Source organism: Thauera sp. (assembly GCF_035444905.1).
Classification (GTDB): Bacteria; Pseudomonadota; Gammaproteobacteria; order Burkholderiales; family Rhodocyclaceae; genus Thauera.
Map to the genome: position 1 here is coordinate 63,982 of NZ_DAOMPS010000001.1, position 18,091 is coordinate 82,072.

Consider the following 18,091-nt stretch of genomic DNA (forward strand, 5'->3'; position numbering starts at 1 on the left):
TGTTGTCAGATGGATTTGCGCAGACTGACCGGCGGGATATTGAGGGATTCACGGTACTTGGCGATCGTGCGCCGTGCGACCACGATACCCTGCTGGCCAAGGACTTCCGCAATCTTGGCGTCGGACAGCGGCTTCTTGCTGTCTTCTGCATCCACCAGCTGGCGAATCAGCGCGCGAATCGCCGTCGAGGATGCCGCTCCACCGGTATCGGTGGCGACGTGACTGCCGAAGAAATACTTGAGTTCGAACACACCGCGCGGGCTCGCCATGTACTTCTGCGTGGTGACGCGCGAGACGGTGGATTCGTGCAGCTCGAGCTGGTCTGCGATCTCCCGGAGAGTGAGTGGCCGCATCGCCACCTCCCCATGATCGAAGAACTGCCGCTGCTGGTCAACGATGGCCTGAGACACCCGCAGGATGGTGTCGAAGCGCTGCTGGACGTTCTTGATCAGCCAGCGTGCTTCCTGCAACTGGCCGCCGAGTCCGCCCCCCTGGCCGCGGTTCTGCTGCAGCAGGCTGGCATACAGGCGGTTGATGCGCAGGCGCGGCATCGCCTCCTGGTTGAGGGTGACGACCCAGCGCCCGCGCAGCTTGCGAACGACGACGTCGGGCAGCACGTAGCGCGTCTCGGCGCTCGAGTAGCGCGAGCCCGGGTGCGGGTCGAGGCTGCAGATCAGGGCATGGGCGGCGCGCAGGCCGTCGTCGTCGCAGCCGGTGAGCTTCTTGAGCTTGACGAAGTTGCGCTCGGCGAGGAGCTCGAGATGCTTGTCGACGATCTCGAGCGCGAGCGCCCGGGTATCGCTCTCGGGCAGCGTGCGCAATTGCAGCGACAGGCATTCCTGCGGGCTGCGCGCGCCGATCCCCGCCGGCTCGAGGTTCTGCACATGGCGCAGGGCGATGCTGAGCTCGTCGAGCTCGACCTCGGACTCCTCGGGCAGCAGTTCCAGCAGTTCCTCGAGCGGCTGGTGCAGGTAGCCGTCATCGTCGAGCGCCTCGATCACCAGGCGCACCAGGGCGCGGTCGCGGTCCGACAGTGGCGACAGCGAGACCTGCTGGTCGAGGTGCTCGCGCAGCGACACGCCGGCCGCCTGCAGGTCCTGGTAATCGACGTCGTCATCGTCCTCGCCGCGGCTCGAGGCGCCGCTGCCGACGTTCGACCAGTCGATGCCCTCGTCCTCGCTGCTGCCCTCGCCGCCTTCCCTGGGCTCGCCGGCCTCGGCTCCGGCGCTGTCGGGCGCCGCCTCGCGCGCCTCGTCCTGGCGCTGCTGTTGCTGCAGTTCGTGCTCGGGCGGGCTGCCCGGCGCGGCAGGGGGCATGAACTCCACGCCATCGCTGTCGGCGCGTTCGAGCATCGGGTTCTCGAGCAGGAAGCGCTCGATTTCCTGGTTGAGCTCGATGGTCGACAGCTGCAGCAGCTTGATCGACTGCTGCAGTTGCGGCGTCAGCGTGAGGTGCTGGGAGAGCTTGAGCTGGAGGCTGGGTTTCATCGTGGTCGGTGTGCGTGCGCACTCACAGGCGGAAATGCTCGCCGAGGTAGACCTGGCGCACGCGCTCGTTGTCGATGATCTCGGTCGGCTTGCCGCTGGCCAGTACCCGGCCTTCGCTGATGATGTAGGCGCGGTCGCAGATCCCCAGGGTCTCGCGCACGTTGTGGTCAGTGATCAGTACGCCGATGCCGCGCTCCTTGAGGAAGCGGATGATCTTCTGGATGTCGATGACCGCGATCGGGTCGACGCCGGCGAAGGGCTCGTCGAGCAGGATCAGGCGCGGGTCGGTCGCCAGTGCGCGGGCGATCTCGCAGCGCCGGCGCTCGCCGCCGGACAGCGACACCGCGGTGTTGTTGCGCAGGTGGTTGATGCCCAGCTCGAGCAGCAGCTCGTCCAGGCGGGCGTTGATCTGCCGCGTCTCCAGCCCCCGCAGCTCGAGCACCGCGCGGATGTTCTCGGCCACGCTGAGCTTGCGGAACACGCTCATCTCCTGCGGCAGGTAGGACAGGCCGAGGCGGGCGCGGGCGTGGATGGGCAGGTGGGTGAGATCGGTGCCATCGAGCGTGATCTGACCGCCGTCGGCACGCACCAGGCCGACGATCATGTAGAAGCAGGTGGTCTTGCCCGCGCCGTTGGGGCCGAGCAGGCCGACCACCTCGCCGGGGTCGACCTCGAAGCCGACATCGTGCACCACGGTGCGCGCCTTGTAGCGCTTTTGCAGGCCGGCGACCTTAAGCAGACTCATCGAAGGGCTCTTTCAGCAGCTTGCGGATCAGTTCGGGGGCGAAGCCGCGGGTTTGCAGGAAGCGCGCCTGGCGCGCCCATTCGCGCGGGTCGGCCGGCGCACAGCTGAAGCGGCTGCGCAGCACCTGGCGTGCGCGTTCCAGCTCCGATTCTACGCATTCGCTCGCGATCGCCTGCTCGATCAGGTCACGCTCGATGCCGCGCCGCGCCAGCTCGCTGCGCAGCCGGCTGCTGCCGAAGCGCGCTGCCTTGCCACGCACGAAGGCCTCGGCGTAGCGGCTGTCGGACTGCAGGCCGAGTTCGCCCATGCGCGTGATCACGGCGTCGACCTCGTCCGACTCACCATGGGCGGCGAGCTTGCGCGCCAGCTCGGCGCGCGAATGGTCGCGCCGCGCCAGGTGGCGGAGCGCGCGCTCACGCAGGCTGGGGACGGCCATGGCCGGACCTTGGCCCCGCTCAGGCCTCGGCGGCTGCCGCTGCGGCGGTCGTCACCGCCATTGCGGGCAGGCCGACCGCAGCGCGCACCTTGTTCTCGATCTCACGCGCCAGCGCCGGGTTGTTGCGCAGGAACTCGCGCGAGTTGTCCTTGCCCTGGCCGATCTTGTCGCCCTGGTAGGCGTACCAGGCACCGGACTTGTCGACGATCTTGTGCGTGACGCCGAGGTCGATGATCTCGCCCTCGCGCGAAATGCCTTCGCCATAGAGGATGTCGAAGTGCGCTTCCTTGAACGGCGGCGACACCTTGTTCTTGACCACCTTGACGCGGGTCTCGGAGCCGACCACCTCGTCGCCCTTCTTGATCGTGCCGGTGCGGCGGATGTCCATCCGCACCGAGGCATAGAACTTGAGCGCATTGCCGCCGGTGGTGGTTTCCGGGCTGCCGAACATGACGCCGATCTTCATGCGGATCTGGTTGATGAAGATCACCAGCGTGTTGGTGCGCTTGATGTTGGCGGTGAGCTTGCGTAGCGCCTGCGACATCAGGCGCGCCTGAAGGCCGGGGAGCTGGTCGCCCATCTCGCCCTCGATCTCGGCCTTCGGCGTGAGCGCGGCGACCGAGTCGATGACGACGATATCGACCCCGCCCGAGCGCACCAGCATGTCGGCGATCTCGAGCGCCTGCTCGCCGGTGTCGGGCTGCGAGATCAGCAGGTCCTCGATATTGACGCCGAGCTTCTCGGCGTAGCCGACGTCGAGCGCGTGTTCGGCGTCGATGAAGGCTGCAGTGCCGCCCAGCTTCTGCATCTCGGCGATGACCTGCAGGGTCAGCGTGGTCTTGCCGGATGATTCCGGGCCATAGATCTCGACCACGCGGCCACGCGGCAGGCCGCCGAGGCCGAGCGCGATGTCGAGCCCGAGCGAGCCGGTGGACACGGTCTGGATGTCGCGTTCGACGTTGCCGTCGCCCATGCGCATGATCGAGCCCTTGCCGAACTGCTTTTCAATCTGCGAAAGCGCGGCAGCGAGGGCCTTGGCCTTGTTGTCGTCCATGGAAGTCTTCCCTGTCTGGTTGCTGGATTATGGCACAAAGATTGCATGCGTGCGGTAGCGCACGGCCAGTGCTGCTAGTGTAAGAGCTGTACGGGCATACAGCAAATCCGCGCTTGCCGGCGAACGCGGCTCAAGCCTCGGCCGTGACGGCGATGACGCCCTCGAGGGCATGGATGACGGCTTGCCGACGCACGGCCTCGCGCTCGCCGTCGAAGTGCGCGGTGAGCACGCGCGAGACGCCGTCGCGCGCGGCCCAGGCCAGGCACACCATGCCCACCGGCTTGGCCGCCGTGCCGCCGCTGGGGCCGGCCACGCCCGAGACGGCCACGGCGACGTCGGCGAGGCTGCGGCTGAGCGCGCCCGCCGCCATCTCGACGACGGTCGCTTCGCTGACCGCGCCGTGTTCGCCGAGGGTGCGCGCCGACACGCCGAGCATGTCCATCTTGGCCTCGTTGGAGTAGGTGACGAAGCCGCGGTCGAACCAGGCCGAGCTGCCGCTGATCGCAGTCACCGCCTCGGCGACCCAGCCACCGGTACAGGATTCCGCGGTCGCCAGTCGCCAGCCGTGTGCGGCAAGGGTCCGGCCGACGCGCTGGGCGAGGGCGTCGAGTTCGATGTCGGTCATGGCTTCAGCTACCGAACAGGGTGACGAGGATGGCGAGCACGAGCAAGGTGTAGCCGGCGGCGACGAGGTCGTCGAGCATGACGCCGAAGCCGCCCTTGAAACTGCGGTCCGCCCAGCGCACCGGAGGCGGCTTGACGATGTCGAAGAAGCGGAACAGCGCCACCGCGACCGCCTGCCAGAGCAGCGTGGCGGGGGTGAACATCAGCACCAGCCAGGTCGCGACCATCTCGTCCCACACGATGCCGCCGTGGTCGGGCACGCCCAGCGCGCGCCCGGTGCGCTCGGCCGCCAGTATCCCGGCAACGAACAGGCTGGCGAGCAGGGCGAGAAAGACGAATTCGGACAGTGGCGTGCGGATCAGCGGATACAAGGCCCAGGCCAGCAACGTGCCCATGGTGCCGGGCGCCCACGGCGACAGGCCGGCGCCGAAGCCCAGGGAGATGAAGTGGGCGGGGTGACTCATCATCAGGCGGGCGGTCGGGCGCATGGGCGGGCTTGGTGGGGTTGGGAGGGGGCGCTGGCGGGCGGGCCCGTCAGCCGAAGTGATCGTAGCCCGCGGGCGTGCCGCGGACCAGCCGGCCATCGCGCTCGCGCAGCCAGAGCGCGCCGGGCTCGGCGGTGAGTTCGCCGATGCGGTGCAGCGCAAGCCCGAGCTGGGCGGACAGGACCTGGAGCTCGGCGCGCCTCGCGGCGGGGGCGGCAAAGAGCAGCTCGTAGTCGTCACCGCCACCGAGCAGGCAGCGTCGCGCCAGCGCCTCATCGGCGCCGGTCGCGAGCAGCGGCGCGAGCGGCAGGGCGCCGACGTCGATGATCGCGCCGGTGGCGGAACACTCGAGGAGGTGGCCGAGGTCGCCGAGCAGCCCGTCGGAGACGTCGAGCATGGCGCTCGCGATGCCGCGCAGCGCGAGGCCGAGGGCCACGCGCGGCTGCGGCCGCTGCAGCGCGGCGAGGCAGGCGGTGCGGCCAGCGGCCGCCAGCCGCGCCTCGCCACGCAGCGCCGCGAGGCCGAGGCCAGCCAGGCCGGGCTGGCCGGACACCCACAGCTCGTCGCCGGCGCGACCCCCGGCGCGGGTGATCGCTGCGCCGTGGGGCAGCTCGCCGATGATGGTCACCGACAGCGTGAGCGGTCCGCGCGTGGTGTCGCCGCCGGCGAGATCCACGCCGTGGGCATCGGCGCAGGCGAACAGGCCGCGCGCGAAGGCGGCGATCCAGGCTTCGTCCGCAGCTGGCAGCGCCAAGGCGAGAAAGGCCCAGCGCGGGCTCGCGCCCATCGCGGCGAGGTCGGACACGTTGACCGCCAGCGTCTTCCAGCCCAGGTCCTCGGCGTCGGTGTCGGCGAAGAAGTGCGTGCCGGCGACCAGCATGTCGGTGGAGACGGCCAACTGCATCCCGGGTCGCGCGCGCAGCAGGGCTGCATCGTCGCCGCCGGCGAGGTCGGTGTGCCGGGTCGGGCGGCTGAAATGGCGCCGGATCAGGTCGAACTCGGACGGGGCTGCCGATGGCGCGGAGGGCGTCGCTGCAGGGGGCTTGGCGAAGGACATGGCGCGGCTTGTGCGGCGCGTTCGGGGCGCCACGGTCAGAACGGGGCCGCTAGATTACCGCAGATGCCACCCGGATCGCGCGCGGCGATCGGGGTGGCGGGCGCGCCTGCAGGGCAGGCGGCAGCGGGTAGGCGTTCAGCGTCGGCCGCTGAGGCGGGACTTCAAGGCCTCCCATTCCACCGCGTCGAGCGTGTTCTTCACCAGCAGGCCGAGATCGGTGTCGCCTTCCATGCGCAGGCGGCGGCTGAAGAACAGGGTGTCGGGATCCTCCTCGCGCAGCGCGAGCGCGATGAAGTCGCGCGCGGTGGCCGAGATGACGAGGTCGGGCTTGGCTTCCGCGGCCGGCGCGGCACGGCGGAAGCCCTTGTCGCCGAGGCTGAAGTCGAGCGTCAGGCCGGCGTCGAGCACGCGCAGCTGCAGGTGGCGGCCGGTGAGCGGTACGAGCGTGTCGCGCGGCAGGATGCGCCCGAGCGCGAGGTTGAGCGCGAGCGTCAGCACGTGGGTGGGCGCTTGCTGCGGCAGGCGCGCGACCAGCCTGGCCAGCGCCGCGGGCACGGTGAAGTCGGGGACGCGGAAGGCCTCCAGGCGTTCGCCGATGCGCTGGCGCAGGCTGCCGGGCAGTAGCTCGGCGGGCAGGGGCGGACGGGGGAGCGAAGGCAGGGCGGGCATTGCAGGACTCCGGAAGCGGGGCAGGGAAGACAGCGAAATCAGTCATGTGGGAGCAGGCTTGGCGGCGAATTAGCGACGCCCGAGCGCGCCATTTTTGGGCAAGCTCGCTCCCACGGTTCAGGCAGCGACGTACTGCTCCACGCCGGCGCGGGCGTGCCAGAAGCCGTTGCAGGGCGCCTCGACCATCAGTTCGCGGCTGGCGGCGAGCGCGGCGGAGGGCGTCTGCGCGCCATCGAGGGCGGTGCGGAAGTGCTCGATGATCTGGCGGGTGTGCGCGCCCTGGGGGCTGATGCGCAGCAGCTCGGCGCTCTGGCGCACCGCAGCCAGGTCGCCGAGCAGGTTGTGCACCCGCGCCGACTGGGTCTGCACGCCGTTCAGCGTCAGGAAGGGTTCGCCCTCGCGCGTGCGCAAGGTGATGCCGTCCATGATCGACAGGCAGCGGAACTCGCAGGTGTCCTTCTGCAGGTTGAAGTGGCGGGCGGTGAAGCAGCGCGCCGAGTGGGCCAGCGGCAGGCGGCCGTAGGCGAAGACCTCGGTCTCGACCGGTGCGGCCAGCGCAGCGCGCACCTCGGCGAGCGCCGCGCCCGACATCTCCGGCGCGACCGCCCAGCGCGTGGCGCCGGCGTCGAGCATCAGCTGCAGGGTGGCGGGATTGAAGAGGTTGAGCGTGGGGCCGGCGACCCAGTTGCGCACGCCGGCTTCGGCCAGCATGCGCACCGCGCCCATGTCGTTGGCCTCGACGCGAAAGCCGGTCTCGCCCTCGGTGGTCTGGCGCACGATGCGGCGCAGCACCTTGAGGTCGGATTCGGACTCGATCAGGCCCTGGGTGCTGATCACCACTTCCTTGCCGGCGCCGGCCAACACCTTGCCGACCTCGAGCCAGTCTTCGAGGCGCAGTTCGTGGCGGCGCGAGCACACGGTCTCGCCGAGATAGACGCTGTCGAGTGGCGCTTCGGCCATGTCGGCGTAGAAATCGAGCACGCTCTGGTGCGGCCAGTAGTAGAGCAGGGGGCCGAGGGCAAGTTTCATGGGGCGGTTCTCATTCGGACTGGATGGCGCCGCGGCGGCCTCCGGCCGGCGTCGGGGCGGGCGGGTGCAGCGGCGGTGGGGGTGGAAGCGCCGGGCGGGGCTGTGCACGGGCGGTGCGTAACCCCGGAGCGGCGCGCGTCATGGCGTCGCGATGGGGGTCGAAGGGGCTCACTTCCAGGGGCGGTAATACGCCCCCAGCGTGTGGCTCTGGCCTTCGGAGACCTTGTTGAGCTCGGTCATCCACGCCGGCAGCACGGCAAAGCCCTCCGGGCCACCGGCCTTGAGCTTGTCGAGCGCGGCGCGCCACACCTTGGTGACCTGGGCGACGTAGGCCGGGCTGCGCTGGCGGCCCTCGATCTTGATCGCGCGGATGCCGATGCGGGCGAGTTCGGGCAGCAGCTCCAGGGTGTTGAGGCTGGTCGGCTCCTCGAGCGCGTAATAGGTCTCGTCGTTGACCTCGAAGCGGCCCTTGCACAGCGTCGGGTAGCCGGCGCGCTCGCCCTCGGCGAAGCGGTCGATGAGGATTCCGTTGAGGCGCGTCTCCATGCCGCGCGGGGTGTCTTCCCAGCGCACGTGCTTGCCCGGCGAGCAGGCGCCGTTGCAGTTGGGTGACTCGCCGGTGGCATAGGCCGACAGCGCGCAGCGGCCCTCGACCATCACGCACAGACCGCCGAAGCCGAAGACCTCGATCTCGACCGGCGTGTGGGCGATGACACTCTCCACCTGCGCCATCGACAGCACGCGCGGCAGCACCGCGCGCTGGATGCCGAAGCGCTCGTGGTAGTAATTGATGGCCTCGTAGCTGGTGGCCGAACCCTGCACCGACAGGTGCAGGCGCAGTTGCGGATGAGTCTTCGTGGCGTACGCCATCAGGCCGGGGTCGGCGAGGATCAGCGCGTCGAGGCCGAATTCGGCGGCGCGGTCGATGGCTTGCGTCCAGCTCGGCCAGTTGCCGGTCTGCGGGTAGGTGTTGAGGGCGAGCAGCACCTTTCGGCCACGGGTGTGGGCGTAGGCGATGCCCTCGCGCATCTGCGCCGGGTCGAAGTTGAGGCCGCTGAAATTGCGCGCGTTGGTGGCGTCCTTGAAGCCGAGATAGACGCAGTCGGCGCCGTGGTCGACGGCGGTCTTGAGGGCCGGCAGGCTGCCGGCGGGGCAGACGAGCTCGATCGGGGTGGGCACGGTCATGGTGGCGGGCGGATGGGAAAAACGCCGCAACCATAGACGAGGGGCCGCGCGCCTGCGTTGATCGGTATCAAACGCAGGCGGTGCCGGCATTGAAGCCCGGCCCCGCCTGCCTGTCTGCGCCGACGGCGGCGCGTCGGTCGCGATGAGGTCAGCGCGTCGTGTGGTAGGTGCCTGCCGCAGCGTGATGGCCGCCGATGTGAGGGCGATGGTGCGGCTTCGGGCCGAGCAGGCCGCCCACCAGCATGCCCAGCGCGCTGGCCGCCAGGCCGTAGAGCTGAGGTTCGACATCGCCTTCGGTGACGAAGATCTCCAGCAGCAGCCAGGTCGACAGGCCGAGGATGATGGCCAGCGCCGCCCCCAGGTTGTTGGCGCGCTTCCAGAACAGGCCGGCGGCGAGCGGCACGAAGGCGCCGGCCAGGGTCACGCGGTAGGCGCTCTCGACCATATGGTGGATGGTGGCCTCGGTGGTGGTGGCGTACCAGGTGACGAGGATCGTGAACACGACGACCGTCACCCGCGTGCTGAGCAGCAGGGCGCGGTCGGTCATGTCCGGGATGAAGCCGCGCAGCACGTTCTCGGAGAAGGTCACCGAGGGGGCGAGCAGGGTGCCAGAGGCCGTGCTCATGATCACCGACAGCAGCGCGCCGAAGAAGATCACCTGGGCGTAGAAGGGCATGTACTGCAGGATCAGCGTCGGCAGGATGAGCTGCGAGTCCTGCTCCATCAGGCGCTCGACCATGGCTGGATCGATGATGTTGGCGGTGTAGGCGAGGAACAGCGGCACCGCGGCGAAGAAGAAGTAGCTGACGCCGCCCAGGGTCGTGCCCCACACCGCGACACGCTCGTTCTTGGACGAGTTTACGCGCTGGAACACGTCCTGCTGCGGAATGGAGCCCAGCGCCATGGTGGCGAAGGCGGCGATCCAGGCGATCATGTCGATCATGTCGAGCGTGGGCAGCCATTCGAACTTGCCCTCGGCGGCGGCCTTGGCGATGACGAGTTCGAAGCCGCCCGCCATGTCGCCGGCCAACCAGGTCACCCACACCAGGCCGATGACGATCACGATCATCTGCACGAAGGTGGTGAGCGCGACCGACCACATGCCGCCGAACAGCGTATAGACCAGTACCACGCCGGCACCGATGAGCATGCCCTGGTTCATGCTCACGATGTCGTTCGACAGCACGTTGAACACCAGGCCGAGCGCGGTGATCTGCGCCGCCACCCAGCCCAGGTAGGACAGTACGATGCAGATCGACAGCACCAGCTCGGTCGTGCGGTTGTAGCGCATGCGGAAGAAGTCGCCCAGGGTGAGCAGGTTCATGCGGTACAGCGGGCGGGCGAAGACGAGGCCGAACAGGACCAGGCACACCGAGGCGCCGAGCGGGTCGGAGATCAGGCCGCGAAAGCCTTCCTCGAGGAAGGTGGCGGAGATGCCGAGCACGGTCTCGGCGCCGAACCACGTCGCGAACACCATCGCCAGCACGATGAACATCGGCAGGTTGCGGCCTGCGGTGATGTAGTCGCGCGCGTTGTGCACCCGGGTGGCGGCATACAGACCGATGCCGATGGAGACGACCAGATAGGCGACGACAAGCCAGAGCAGCATCATGAGGCCCTTCGTGAATGCGCTTCAGGTGCGCGGTTGTAAGATCAGGCGCGAGTTTAGCAATATGCTGCAGCGCAATGGGGGCGGAGTTTTGTCGTTGTGCGGGCGGCCGGCACCGCTTTATTGCAGATTTGCAACGGCACCGGTGGGGCCGGCCGCGCCGCGCTCGGCGACGGACTGCCGCAGCGTGGTCACGATGCCTTCGATCGCCGCCTCCAGCGTGTCCTCGTCGATGATCAGCGGCGGCGCCAGGCGGATGACGTTGCCATTGGTGTCGCGGGTGGCGATGCCGCGCGCGAGCAGGCGCTCGGCGAGCTCCCCGGCGTCGGCCAGGGCGGGATCGAAGGCCAGGCCGACCAGCAGTCCGCGACCGCGGATGTCGACCACGCCGGGCAGCGCGGCGGCGCGCAACGCGTCCATCAGGCGCGTGCCGAGGCGCTCGGCGCGCTCCCAAGGACGGGTGTCCTCGAGCAGGGCGAGCACTTCGGTGCCGACCGCCGCGGCCAGCGGATTACCTCCGAAGGTCGAGCCATGGTCGCCGGGCCGGAACACGTCCATCAACGCACGATCGGCCAGGAAGGCCGACACCGGCAGCAGGCCGCCGCCGAGCGCCTTGCCCAGGATCAGCCCGTCCGGGCGCACGCCCTCATGGTCGCAGGCGAGCAGTCGTCCGCAGCGGCCGAGCCCGGTCTGCACCTCGTCGGCGATCAGCAGCACGCCGTGGCGGCGGCAGATCTCGGCGCAACGCGACAGGTAGCCGGCCGGGGGCACGACGATGCCGCCTTCGCCCTGGATCGGCTCGACCAGAAAGGCGGCGGTATCGGGCGTGATGGCCGCCTCGAGCGCATCGGTGTCGCCGAAGGGCACCCGCTCCAGGCCGGGCGGGAAGGGGCCGAAACCGTCGCGGTAGTGCGGGTTCGACGACAGCCCGACGATGGCGATCGAGCGTCCGTGGAAATTGCCGTCGCAGGCGATGATGCGCACGCGCTCGGGGGCGATGCCCTTGACCTGATAGCCCCACTTGCGCGCCGCCTTGAGCGCGGTCTCGACCGCCTCCAGGCCGGTATTGACGGGCAGCGCGCGCGCGTAGCCGAAGGTGGCGCACAGGCGCTCGAGGAACACCGGCAGGCGGTCGCTGGAGAACGCGCGCGAGGTCAGGGCGAGGCGTTGGGCCTGGTCGATCAGGGCGCCCACCAGGCGCGGGTGACTGTGGCCGAAGCTCACCGCCGAGTAGGCGCTCATCATGTCCAGGTAGCGCCGGCCCTCGGTGTCCCACAGCCACACCCCCTCGCCGCGCTGGAACACCGCAGGCAGGGGCGCGTAGTTGGCAGCACCGTAGCGTGACTCCTTGTCGCGCAGCCAGGCGCTCGAGGGGCCGAGTGCCGCAGCCGCGAACTCGACCACCCAGCGCGCGCTGCGGCCGTCGGCGTCGAGGTCGGGGCGGTACTCGACGATCTCGAGGCCGACCAGGTCGGCGCAGGCGCGCAGCCCCAGCAGGCAGTCGGCCAACGCGCGCGGATCGATGCCGGCCGCCTCGGGGCAGGTCACCGCGGGCAGGCCCTGCGGGTCGATCGCATCCAGGTCCAGGCTCAGGCCGAAGCCGGCGTCGGGGTCGGCGCGCGCGATCGTCATGGCCTCGCAGAACACCGTCGGCAGGCCGCGGGCATTCACCTCGGCCATGTCGAACACGCGTACGCCGAAGCGCGCGAGCAGCGCCTGCTCCTCGGGCTCCCAGGCGCGCGCGCCGATGATGCAGGTGCGCGCCGGGTCGAGGTCGGGCCCGGGAATGGCGCACAGCGCCGGGTGGCCGGCGCCGAGCAGGGCCGCCAGCGGCATGCCGTGGATGTTGCCTGAGTGGGTGCTGGCGTCGGTGTGGCTGTCGAGGTGGGCGTCGATCCAGATCAGGCCCGGCGCCCGCCCGCGGCGACGGCCGATGCCGCGCCAGGTACCGGCCGCGACCGCATGGTCGCCACCGATCACGAGCGGGAAGTGGGCCGGCGGCAGCGCGCCAAGGTGGTCGGCGAGGCGGGCGGCGAAGGCGGCATTGGCGGCGATGCGCGTCGTCATGTCCGCCTGGTCGGCTCCCGCTGCCGTGTCGGTCGCCAGCGGGCTCAGCGTCGCCAGCCATTCGACCGCCAGGCCGAGGGCGCGCAGGTGGCTGGCGAGCGGGCCCGCCTGCAGCGCCGACGGGCCCGCTGCGGTGCCTGCATGCGGTGCGCCGAGCGCGCTGGCGGCGCCGATGATCTTGATCGTGGAGTGGGGCGCCCGGGTTCCCGAGCCGCCCCCGAACCGTGTGCCGAACTGTGTCTTCATCCCCGCCCCCTCCGTGCGGCTTGCGGTCGTCCGCAGTATGCCGTTTGGAGGGGTGGCGGCGGCGATTCGTTCAGCCGCCGCAGGCGTTCAGCCCAGCAGGCGGTGGAGCTCGAGACCGAGCAGGGCGGCGGCGAGGGCGCCGATCAGCAGCAGCAGCCGGCCCTGGCGGCGCTGGTTGGCGGCGAGCTCGTCGAAGCGCTGCTGCTGGGCCGCATGCTGCCTGGGCGACTCGCTGAGCGCGTGGTGCACCAGGCGCGGCAGTTGCGGCAGCGTGCCGGCCCAGCTGGGCGCTTCTTCCTTGATGCCGCGCGCCAGCGCGCGCACGCCCATGCGCTCGTCCATCCAGCGCTGCAGGAAGGGCTTGGCCGTCTTCCACAGGTCGAGCTCGGGATCGAGCTGGCGGCCTAGGCCCTCGATGTTGAGCAACGTCTTCTGCAGCAGCACGAGCTGGGGCTGCACTTCCATCTCGAAGCGGCGTGCGGTCTGGAACAGCCGCAACAGCGTCTTGCCGAAGGAGATGTCCTTCAGCGGCTTGTCGAAGATCGGCTCGCACACGGTGCGGATTGCGGCTTCGAATTCATCCACCCGTGTCTTCGCCGGCACCCAGCCGGCCTCGATGTGGGCGAGCGCGACGCGGTGGTAGTCGCGCTTGAAGAAGGCGAGGAAGTTCTGCGCGAGGTAGTTCTTGTCGACCTCGTTGAGCGTGCCCATGATGCCGAAGTCCAGCGCGATGTAGCGTCCGTCGCGGTGCACGAAGATGTTGCCGGGATGCATATCGGCATGGAAGAAGCCGTCACGGAAGACCTGGGTGAAGAAGATCTCCACCCCCGCGCGCGACAGCGCCGACAGGTCGGTGCCCTGGGCGAGCAGGGCTGGCGTCTGCGAGATCGGCACGCCGTGCATGCGCTCCATCACCATGACCTTGCTGCCGCACCAGTCCCAATACACCTCGGGCACGATCAGCAGCGACGAGTCCTTGAAGTTGCGCCGCAACTGCGAGCAGTTGGAGGCCTCGCGCATCAGGTCGAGCTCGTCGTGCAGGTACTTGCTGAACTCGGCGACGACCTCGCGCGGTTTGAGCCGGCGCCCTTCGGGCCAGATTTTCTCGAGCAGCAGCGCGGCGACCTCGAGCAGCGCCAGGTCGTGCTCGATGACGCGCTCGATGCCGGGGCGCAGCACCTTGACCGCCACCTCGGTGCCGTCGGGCAGGCGGGCGAAATGGACCTGGGCCACCGAGGCCGAGGCCACCGGGGTGCGTTCGAAATCGTCGAACACGGCGTCGATCGGGCGACCGTAGAAGCCTTCGAGCACGGCCAGCGCCTGCTCGGTGGGGAAGGGCGGCACGCGGTCCTGCAGCAGCGCGAGCTCGTCGGCGAGGTCGGGCGGCAGCAGGTCGCGCCGGGTCGACAGCATCTGGCCGAACTTGACGAAGATTGGCCCGAGTGATTCGAGCGCACGACGCAGTCGCACCCCGCGCGGCTGGGAAAAGCGTCGCCAGAAGAACACCGCATGCCAAACGCGTGCCAGGCGGCCGCTGGCGTCGGCATCGAGCACCATGCGGTCAAGGCCGAAGCGCAGGCCGACGGAGACGATCTTGGCGAGACGAAGGAGGCGCACGTTGAAAGCCGGGCAGACGCAAAGGCCGGACTTTAGCCGGAAAGCGCGGCGCGTGGAATGTTGGCTTGCGCGCGGGCGCGTCGCGCGGCCGCGGCGGGGATTTGTGCACGCGGGCGTGACGTGTGCAATCTGCGCTCACATCCTCGGCAGGGCCGGCTCGCGCGATCCGCTATAATCGCGGGTTTGAATTTCCAGCCGAGTGCCATGAGCGCCGACCCGAAAGTCCTGCTGACCGAGCTGCTGCAAGCCGCGCTGAAGAGCGTTGCGCCGGATCATGCCGATACCCCCATCCTGCTCGAGCGCCCGAAGCAGGCCAGCCACGGCGATTTCGCCACCAACCTCGCGCTGCAGCTGGCCAAGCCGCTCAAGCGCAACCCGCGCGACCTTGCCGGCCTGCTGCTGGCCGAGCTGCCGGCCTCGAAGCTGGTCGCCAAGGCCGACGTCGCCGGCGCGGGCTTCATCAACTTCACCCTGGCTGCCGACGCCAAGACCGCGGTCGTGCGCGAGGTGCTAGCGAAGGGGGCGGACTTCGGCCGCGGGGCGGCCAAGGGCGTCAAGGTGCAGGTGGAGTTCGTCTCCGCCAACCCCACCGGCCCGCTGCACGTCGGCCACGGCCGCGGCGCGGCCTACGGCGCCTCGCTGTCGGACGTGCTCGCCTTCGCGGGTTACGACGTGACCCGCGAGTACTACGTCAATGACGCCGGCCGCCAGATGGACATCCTGGCGCTGTCGACCTGGCTGCGCTATCTCGCCTTCTTCGGCATCGAGATTCCCTTCCCGCCCAACGCCTATCAGGGCGACTACGTGATCGACATGGGGCGCGAGATGCGCGATGCCCATCAGGATCGCTTCGCCAGGGTTAGCGCGGAGGATATCCTCGCCGGCACGCCGGGACTGCCGCCTTCTGATCGCAAGGACGACGAGGCCAGGCAGCAGCGCGAGGCGCACCTCGATGCGCTGATCGCCAAGGCGAAGAAGCTGCTCGGCGAGGACTACCCCTGGGTGCATGGCTTCGCGCTCAACGAGCAGCTCGGCGACGGCCGCGACGACCTGCAGGAATTCGGCGTGCGCTTCGACAAATGGTTCTCGGAGCAGAGCCTGTTCGACACCGGCCTGGTCGAGCGCGCGGTTGCCCAGCTCGAGAAGAACGGCCACATCTACCTGCAGGACGGCGCCAGGTGGTTCCGCTCGACCGCGTTCGGTGACGAGAAGGATCGCGTCGTTCAGCGCGAGAACGGGCTGTACACCTACTTCGCCTCCGACATCGCCTACCACCTCAACAAGTACGAGCGTGGCTTTGATCGCATCATCGACATCTGGGGTGCCGACCACCACGGCTACATCCCGCGCGTGAAGGGCGCCATCGCTGCGCTCGGCCTGCCGCCGGAAAAGCTCGAGGTGGCGCTGGTGCAGTTCGCGGTGCTCTACCGCAACGGCCAGAAGACCTCGATGTCGACCCGCTCGGGCGAATTCGTCACCCTGCGCGAGCTGCGCCGCGAGGTCGGCAACGACGCCTGCCGCTTCTTCTACGTGCTGCGCAAGTCCGACCAGCACCTGGACTTCGACCTCGACCTCGCCAAGAGCCAGAGCAACGAGAACCCGGTCTACTACGTGCAGTACGCCCACGCCCGCGTGTGCTCGGTATTGAACCAGTGGGGGGGCGAGGCGTCGGAGCTGGCAGGGGCCGACCTCGGCCTGCTGCAGAACGAGCGTGAACTCGCACTGTGTGCGCGTCTGGCGAGCTTCCCCGAGCTGGTGCAGAACGCCGCTGCGGACTACGCGCCGCACCAGATCGCGTTCTACTTGAAGGATGTCGCCGCCGACTTCCATAGCTGGTACAACGCCGAGCGCATGCTGGTCGAGGACGAAGCACTCAGGCTCGCCCGCCTCGCGCTGGCGGCGGCGGTGCGTCAGGTGCTGGTGACCGGCCTCAAGATGCTGGGCGTGTCCGCGCCCGAGTCGATGTGATGCAGGAGGTGGCGAGTTGAGTCGAGATCGCAAGGCGACCCGCAAGCCCGCACGTGCGCCGGCGAAGAGCGCCGGCGGCACGCTGATCGGCATCTTCATCGGTCTGGTGTTCGGTGCCCTGATCGCCGCGGGTGCGGCGTGGTACTTCACGCGCGCCAACCCCTTCCAGCCGGCGCCGGTCGCCCCGCGCGTACAGGCGCCGGAGAACGGGCCGGCCGCGCTGCCCGGCAAGCCCGGCGATCGCCCGGTGGTGAAGCAGGACTTCGAGTTCTACCGCATCCTGCCGCAGGGCGAGAACGTGCCGGCCCAGGTGACGCCGCAGGCGCAGCCGCCCGTCGCCGCCGTGCAGCCGCCCGTGCCGGTGGTGGAGGCTGCGCCGCGTCCGGTCGAGCGCCTCTACCTGCAGGTAGGCTCGTTCGAGAACCCGAGCGAGGCCGACAACCTCAAGGCCCGCCTCGCGCTGTCCGGCATCCAGGCCAGCGCGCAGCGCACGCAGCTCAGCGATGGTCGCGTCGTGCACCGGGTACGGATCGGCCCCTTCGCCCGTCCCGAGGACATGAATCCGGTGCGTGCGCGCCTTGCCGACGCCGGCTTCAATGCTTCGGTGAGCCGCGCCACGCCGTGATCCCGGGATGCAGCGGGCGGGAACGCCCGCTGCCGTGCCGCGTCTGATGAAACCGATTGCCCATGGAGCACAGCATGAAACGTCGTGATGCCCTCAAACTGGCCACCCTGGCCCTCACCCTGCCTGCCGCATCGCTCGCCCGTGCGCAGACCTCTTACACGGTGCTCAATCCGCCGCAACCCGGCGACGATCCGGGCAAGATCGAGGTCATCGAGTTCTTCCACTACGGCTGCCCGCATTGCCGCGATTTCGATCCGCTGATCAGCGACTGGAAGAAGAAGCTGCCGGCCGACGTGGCCTTCCGCGCCGTGCCCGCCATCTGGAACAACGCCCAGCTTACCGGCCTCGCCCGCCTGTACTACGCCACCGAGGTGTCGGAGCAGCTCGATGCCATCCACGCGGCCGTGTTCGTGGCGGTGCAGGACGAGAAGCGCCCGCTGTTCACCGAAGAGCAGGTGCGCGACTGGGTCAGCGGCAAGGTCGCGGACCCCGCCAAGTTCATGGACGCTTACAAGTCCTTCGGCGTCAACTCGATGCTGCAGCGGGCCGACCAGCTCGCGCGGGCGATGAAGATCCAGGGCGTGCCCACGGTCGTCATCGACGGCAAGTACGTCACCTCGGCCTCGCTCAGCGGCAGCCATCAGAACACGCTCAAGGTTGCCGACGAGCTGATCGCGCGCGCCCGTCAGGAGCGCGGCGCCAAATGAGTGACGACCTGCCCGATCGTCTCGTGCCGCCGTCGCCCGATGCCGCCGAGCCGACGGCGCAGGACAGTGCCGAGCGTCGTCGCATCCAGCGCTTCCTCGCCTTGCGCCGGGGCGAGCCCTGCTTCTGGGTGGTGATCGACGGCGGGGCGCGTCTTCCGTTGCGTGACATTTCGGTCGAGGGCTTCTCGATCGGTCTGGAGGGCCTGCCGGGCGATGGCGAGCCCTTCGACTTCGTCATGCACCGCGAGGGGGTGCCGGACCAGATCCGTGGTCGGGCGCGGGCGGTGAACTACATCGCGTCGGCAGCCCAGGCGGGCTGCCGTTTTCTCGCGCTGGAGGCCGATGGCGCCGAGCGACTGCGCGACTGGCTGATCGCGCTGGTGATCATGAATGCGAGCGTGCGCATCAACGAGAAGGATGCCGCGGCTATCGTGGCGGGCCCCTCGCTGATCTGAGTACGCGCAGCAAACAAATGGCCGTC

General features: G+C 69.4%; 18 protein-coding genes. 5 read left to right on the plus strand and 13 right to left on the minus strand.

Translation table 11 applies throughout. From position 1 onward, the window contains the following. Positions 1 to 5: 5 nt before the first annotated feature. The 4 genes from PLC66_RS00295 to recA are packed head-to-tail and all read right to left on the minus strand — an operon-like array spanning position 6 to position 3,722. Positions 6 to 1,487: an RNA polymerase factor sigma-54 gene (locus PLC66_RS00295; protein ID WP_324536729.1), complete on the minus strand. Its 1,482-nt coding sequence runs from the start codon at positions 1,485 to 1,487 to the stop codon at positions 6 to 8. 22 nt (positions 1,488 to 1,509) lie between these two features. Then, positions 1,510 to 2,232, minus strand: coding sequence for an LPS export ABC transporter ATP-binding protein (gene lptB / locus PLC66_RS00300; RefSeq protein WP_324536731.1), 723 nt, complete (start codon positions 2,230 to 2,232; stop codon positions 1,510 to 1,512). Then, entirely contained in the window at positions 2,219 to 2,668 is a 450-nt protein-coding gene (gene recX / locus PLC66_RS00305; protein ID WP_324536733.1) for a recombination regulator RecX, read from the minus strand. The genes lptB and recX overlap by 14 nt, the downstream gene beginning before the upstream one ends. Positions 2,669 to 2,687: 19 nt before the next feature. Further along, the gene (recA, locus tag PLC66_RS00310; protein ID WP_324536735.1) at positions 2,688 to 3,722 is read right to left on the minus strand and encodes a recombinase RecA; all 1,035 of its coding nucleotides are present in this window, start codon (positions 3,720 to 3,722) and stop codon (positions 2,688 to 2,690) included. Here recA and PLC66_RS22855 point away from each other — a divergent pair. Further along, a complete protein-coding gene (locus tag PLC66_RS22855; protein ID WP_503012162.1) occupies positions 3,678 to 3,800 on the plus strand; it encodes a hypothetical protein in 123 nt (40 codons plus the stop codon). The genes recA and PLC66_RS22855 overlap by 45 nt on opposite strands. A 52-nt stretch (positions 3,801 to 3,852) precedes the next feature. Here PLC66_RS22855 and PLC66_RS00315 read toward each other — a convergent pair whose 3' ends face one another. The 9 genes from PLC66_RS00315 to ubiB all read right to left on the minus strand — a co-directional run bounded on the left by PLC66_RS00315 (position 3,853) and on the right by ubiB (position 14,310). After that, on the minus strand, positions 3,853 to 4,347 hold the full coding sequence (locus PLC66_RS00315; RefSeq protein ID WP_324536737.1) for a CinA family protein: 495 nt from the start codon (positions 4,345 to 4,347) through the stop codon (positions 3,853 to 3,855). Between the two features lie 4 nt (positions 4,348 to 4,351). Continuing rightward, complete coding sequence (locus tag PLC66_RS00320) at positions 4,352 to 4,834, minus strand: phosphatidylglycerophosphatase A family protein (protein WP_324536739.1); 483 nt, start codon at positions 4,832 to 4,834, stop codon at positions 4,352 to 4,354. A 46-nt stretch (positions 4,835 to 4,880) separates the two neighbouring features. Next, positions 4,881 to 5,888, minus strand: a complete 1,008-nt coding sequence (thiL, locus tag PLC66_RS00325; protein ID WP_324536741.1) for a thiamine-phosphate kinase — start codon at positions 5,886 to 5,888, stop codon at positions 4,881 to 4,883. 135 nt (positions 5,889 to 6,023) lie between these two features. After that, positions 6,024 to 6,557 (minus strand): ubiquinone anaerobic biosynthesis accessory factor UbiT, encoded by a 534-nt coding sequence (gene ubiT / locus PLC66_RS00330; protein WP_324536743.1) that lies wholly within the window; start codon positions 6,555 to 6,557, stop codon positions 6,024 to 6,026. Positions 6,558 to 6,674: 117 nt separating this feature from the next. Continuing rightward, positions 6,675 to 7,586 carry a U32 family peptidase gene (locus PLC66_RS00335; protein WP_324536745.1) on the minus strand — a complete coding sequence of 304 codons (912 nt, stop codon included), beginning with the start codon at positions 7,584 to 7,586 and terminating at the stop codon, positions 6,675 to 6,677. A 168-nt stretch (positions 7,587 to 7,754) separates the two neighbouring features. Beyond that, positions 7,755 to 8,771 (minus strand): ubiquinone anaerobic biosynthesis protein UbiU, encoded by a 1,017-nt coding sequence (gene ubiU / locus PLC66_RS00340; RefSeq protein WP_324536747.1) that lies wholly within the window; start codon positions 8,769 to 8,771, stop codon positions 7,755 to 7,757. 148 nt (positions 8,772 to 8,919) lie between these two features. After that, positions 8,920 to 10,380, minus strand: a complete 1,461-nt coding sequence (locus PLC66_RS00345) for a high affinity choline transporter 1 (protein WP_324537081.1) — start codon at positions 10,378 to 10,380, stop codon at positions 8,920 to 8,922. 120 nt (positions 10,381 to 10,500) lie between these two features. After that, entirely contained in the window at positions 10,501 to 12,693 is a 2,193-nt protein-coding gene (gene rocD, locus PLC66_RS00350) for an ornithine--oxo-acid transaminase (RefSeq protein ID WP_324536749.1), read from the minus strand. A gap of 87 nt (positions 12,694 to 12,780) precedes the next feature. Beyond that, the gene (ubiB, locus tag PLC66_RS00355; RefSeq protein WP_324536751.1) at positions 12,781 to 14,310 is read right to left on the minus strand and encodes a ubiquinone biosynthesis regulatory protein kinase UbiB; all 1,530 of its coding nucleotides are present in this window, start codon (positions 14,308 to 14,310) and stop codon (positions 12,781 to 12,783) included. A 204-nt stretch (positions 14,311 to 14,514) separates the two neighbouring features. Here ubiB and argS point away from each other — a divergent pair, with 204 nt between their 5' ends. The 4 genes from argS to PLC66_RS00375 all read left to right on the plus strand — a co-directional run bounded on the left by argS (position 14,515) and on the right by PLC66_RS00375 (position 18,065). Continuing rightward, on the plus strand, positions 14,515 to 16,278 hold the full coding sequence (gene argS, locus PLC66_RS00360) for an arginine--tRNA ligase (protein ID WP_324536753.1): 1,764 nt from the start codon (positions 14,515 to 14,517) through the stop codon (positions 16,276 to 16,278). Positions 16,279 to 16,294: 16 nt separating this feature from the next. Continuing rightward, complete coding sequence (locus tag PLC66_RS00365; protein ID WP_324536755.1) at positions 16,295 to 16,903, plus strand: SPOR domain-containing protein; 609 nt, start codon at positions 16,295 to 16,297, stop codon at positions 16,901 to 16,903. Between the two features lie 74 nt (positions 16,904 to 16,977). Next, a complete protein-coding gene (locus PLC66_RS00370) occupies positions 16,978 to 17,610 on the plus strand; it encodes a thiol:disulfide interchange protein DsbA/DsbL (protein ID WP_324536757.1) in 633 nt (210 codons plus the stop codon). After that, positions 17,607 to 18,065 carry a PilZ domain-containing protein gene (locus tag PLC66_RS00375; protein WP_324536760.1) on the plus strand — a complete coding sequence of 153 codons (459 nt, stop codon included), beginning with the start codon at positions 17,607 to 17,609 and terminating at the stop codon, positions 18,063 to 18,065. Before PLC66_RS00370 ends, PLC66_RS00375 begins: the two co-directional genes overlap by 4 nt. The last annotated feature ends 26 nt before the right edge of the window (positions 18,066 to 18,091 follow it).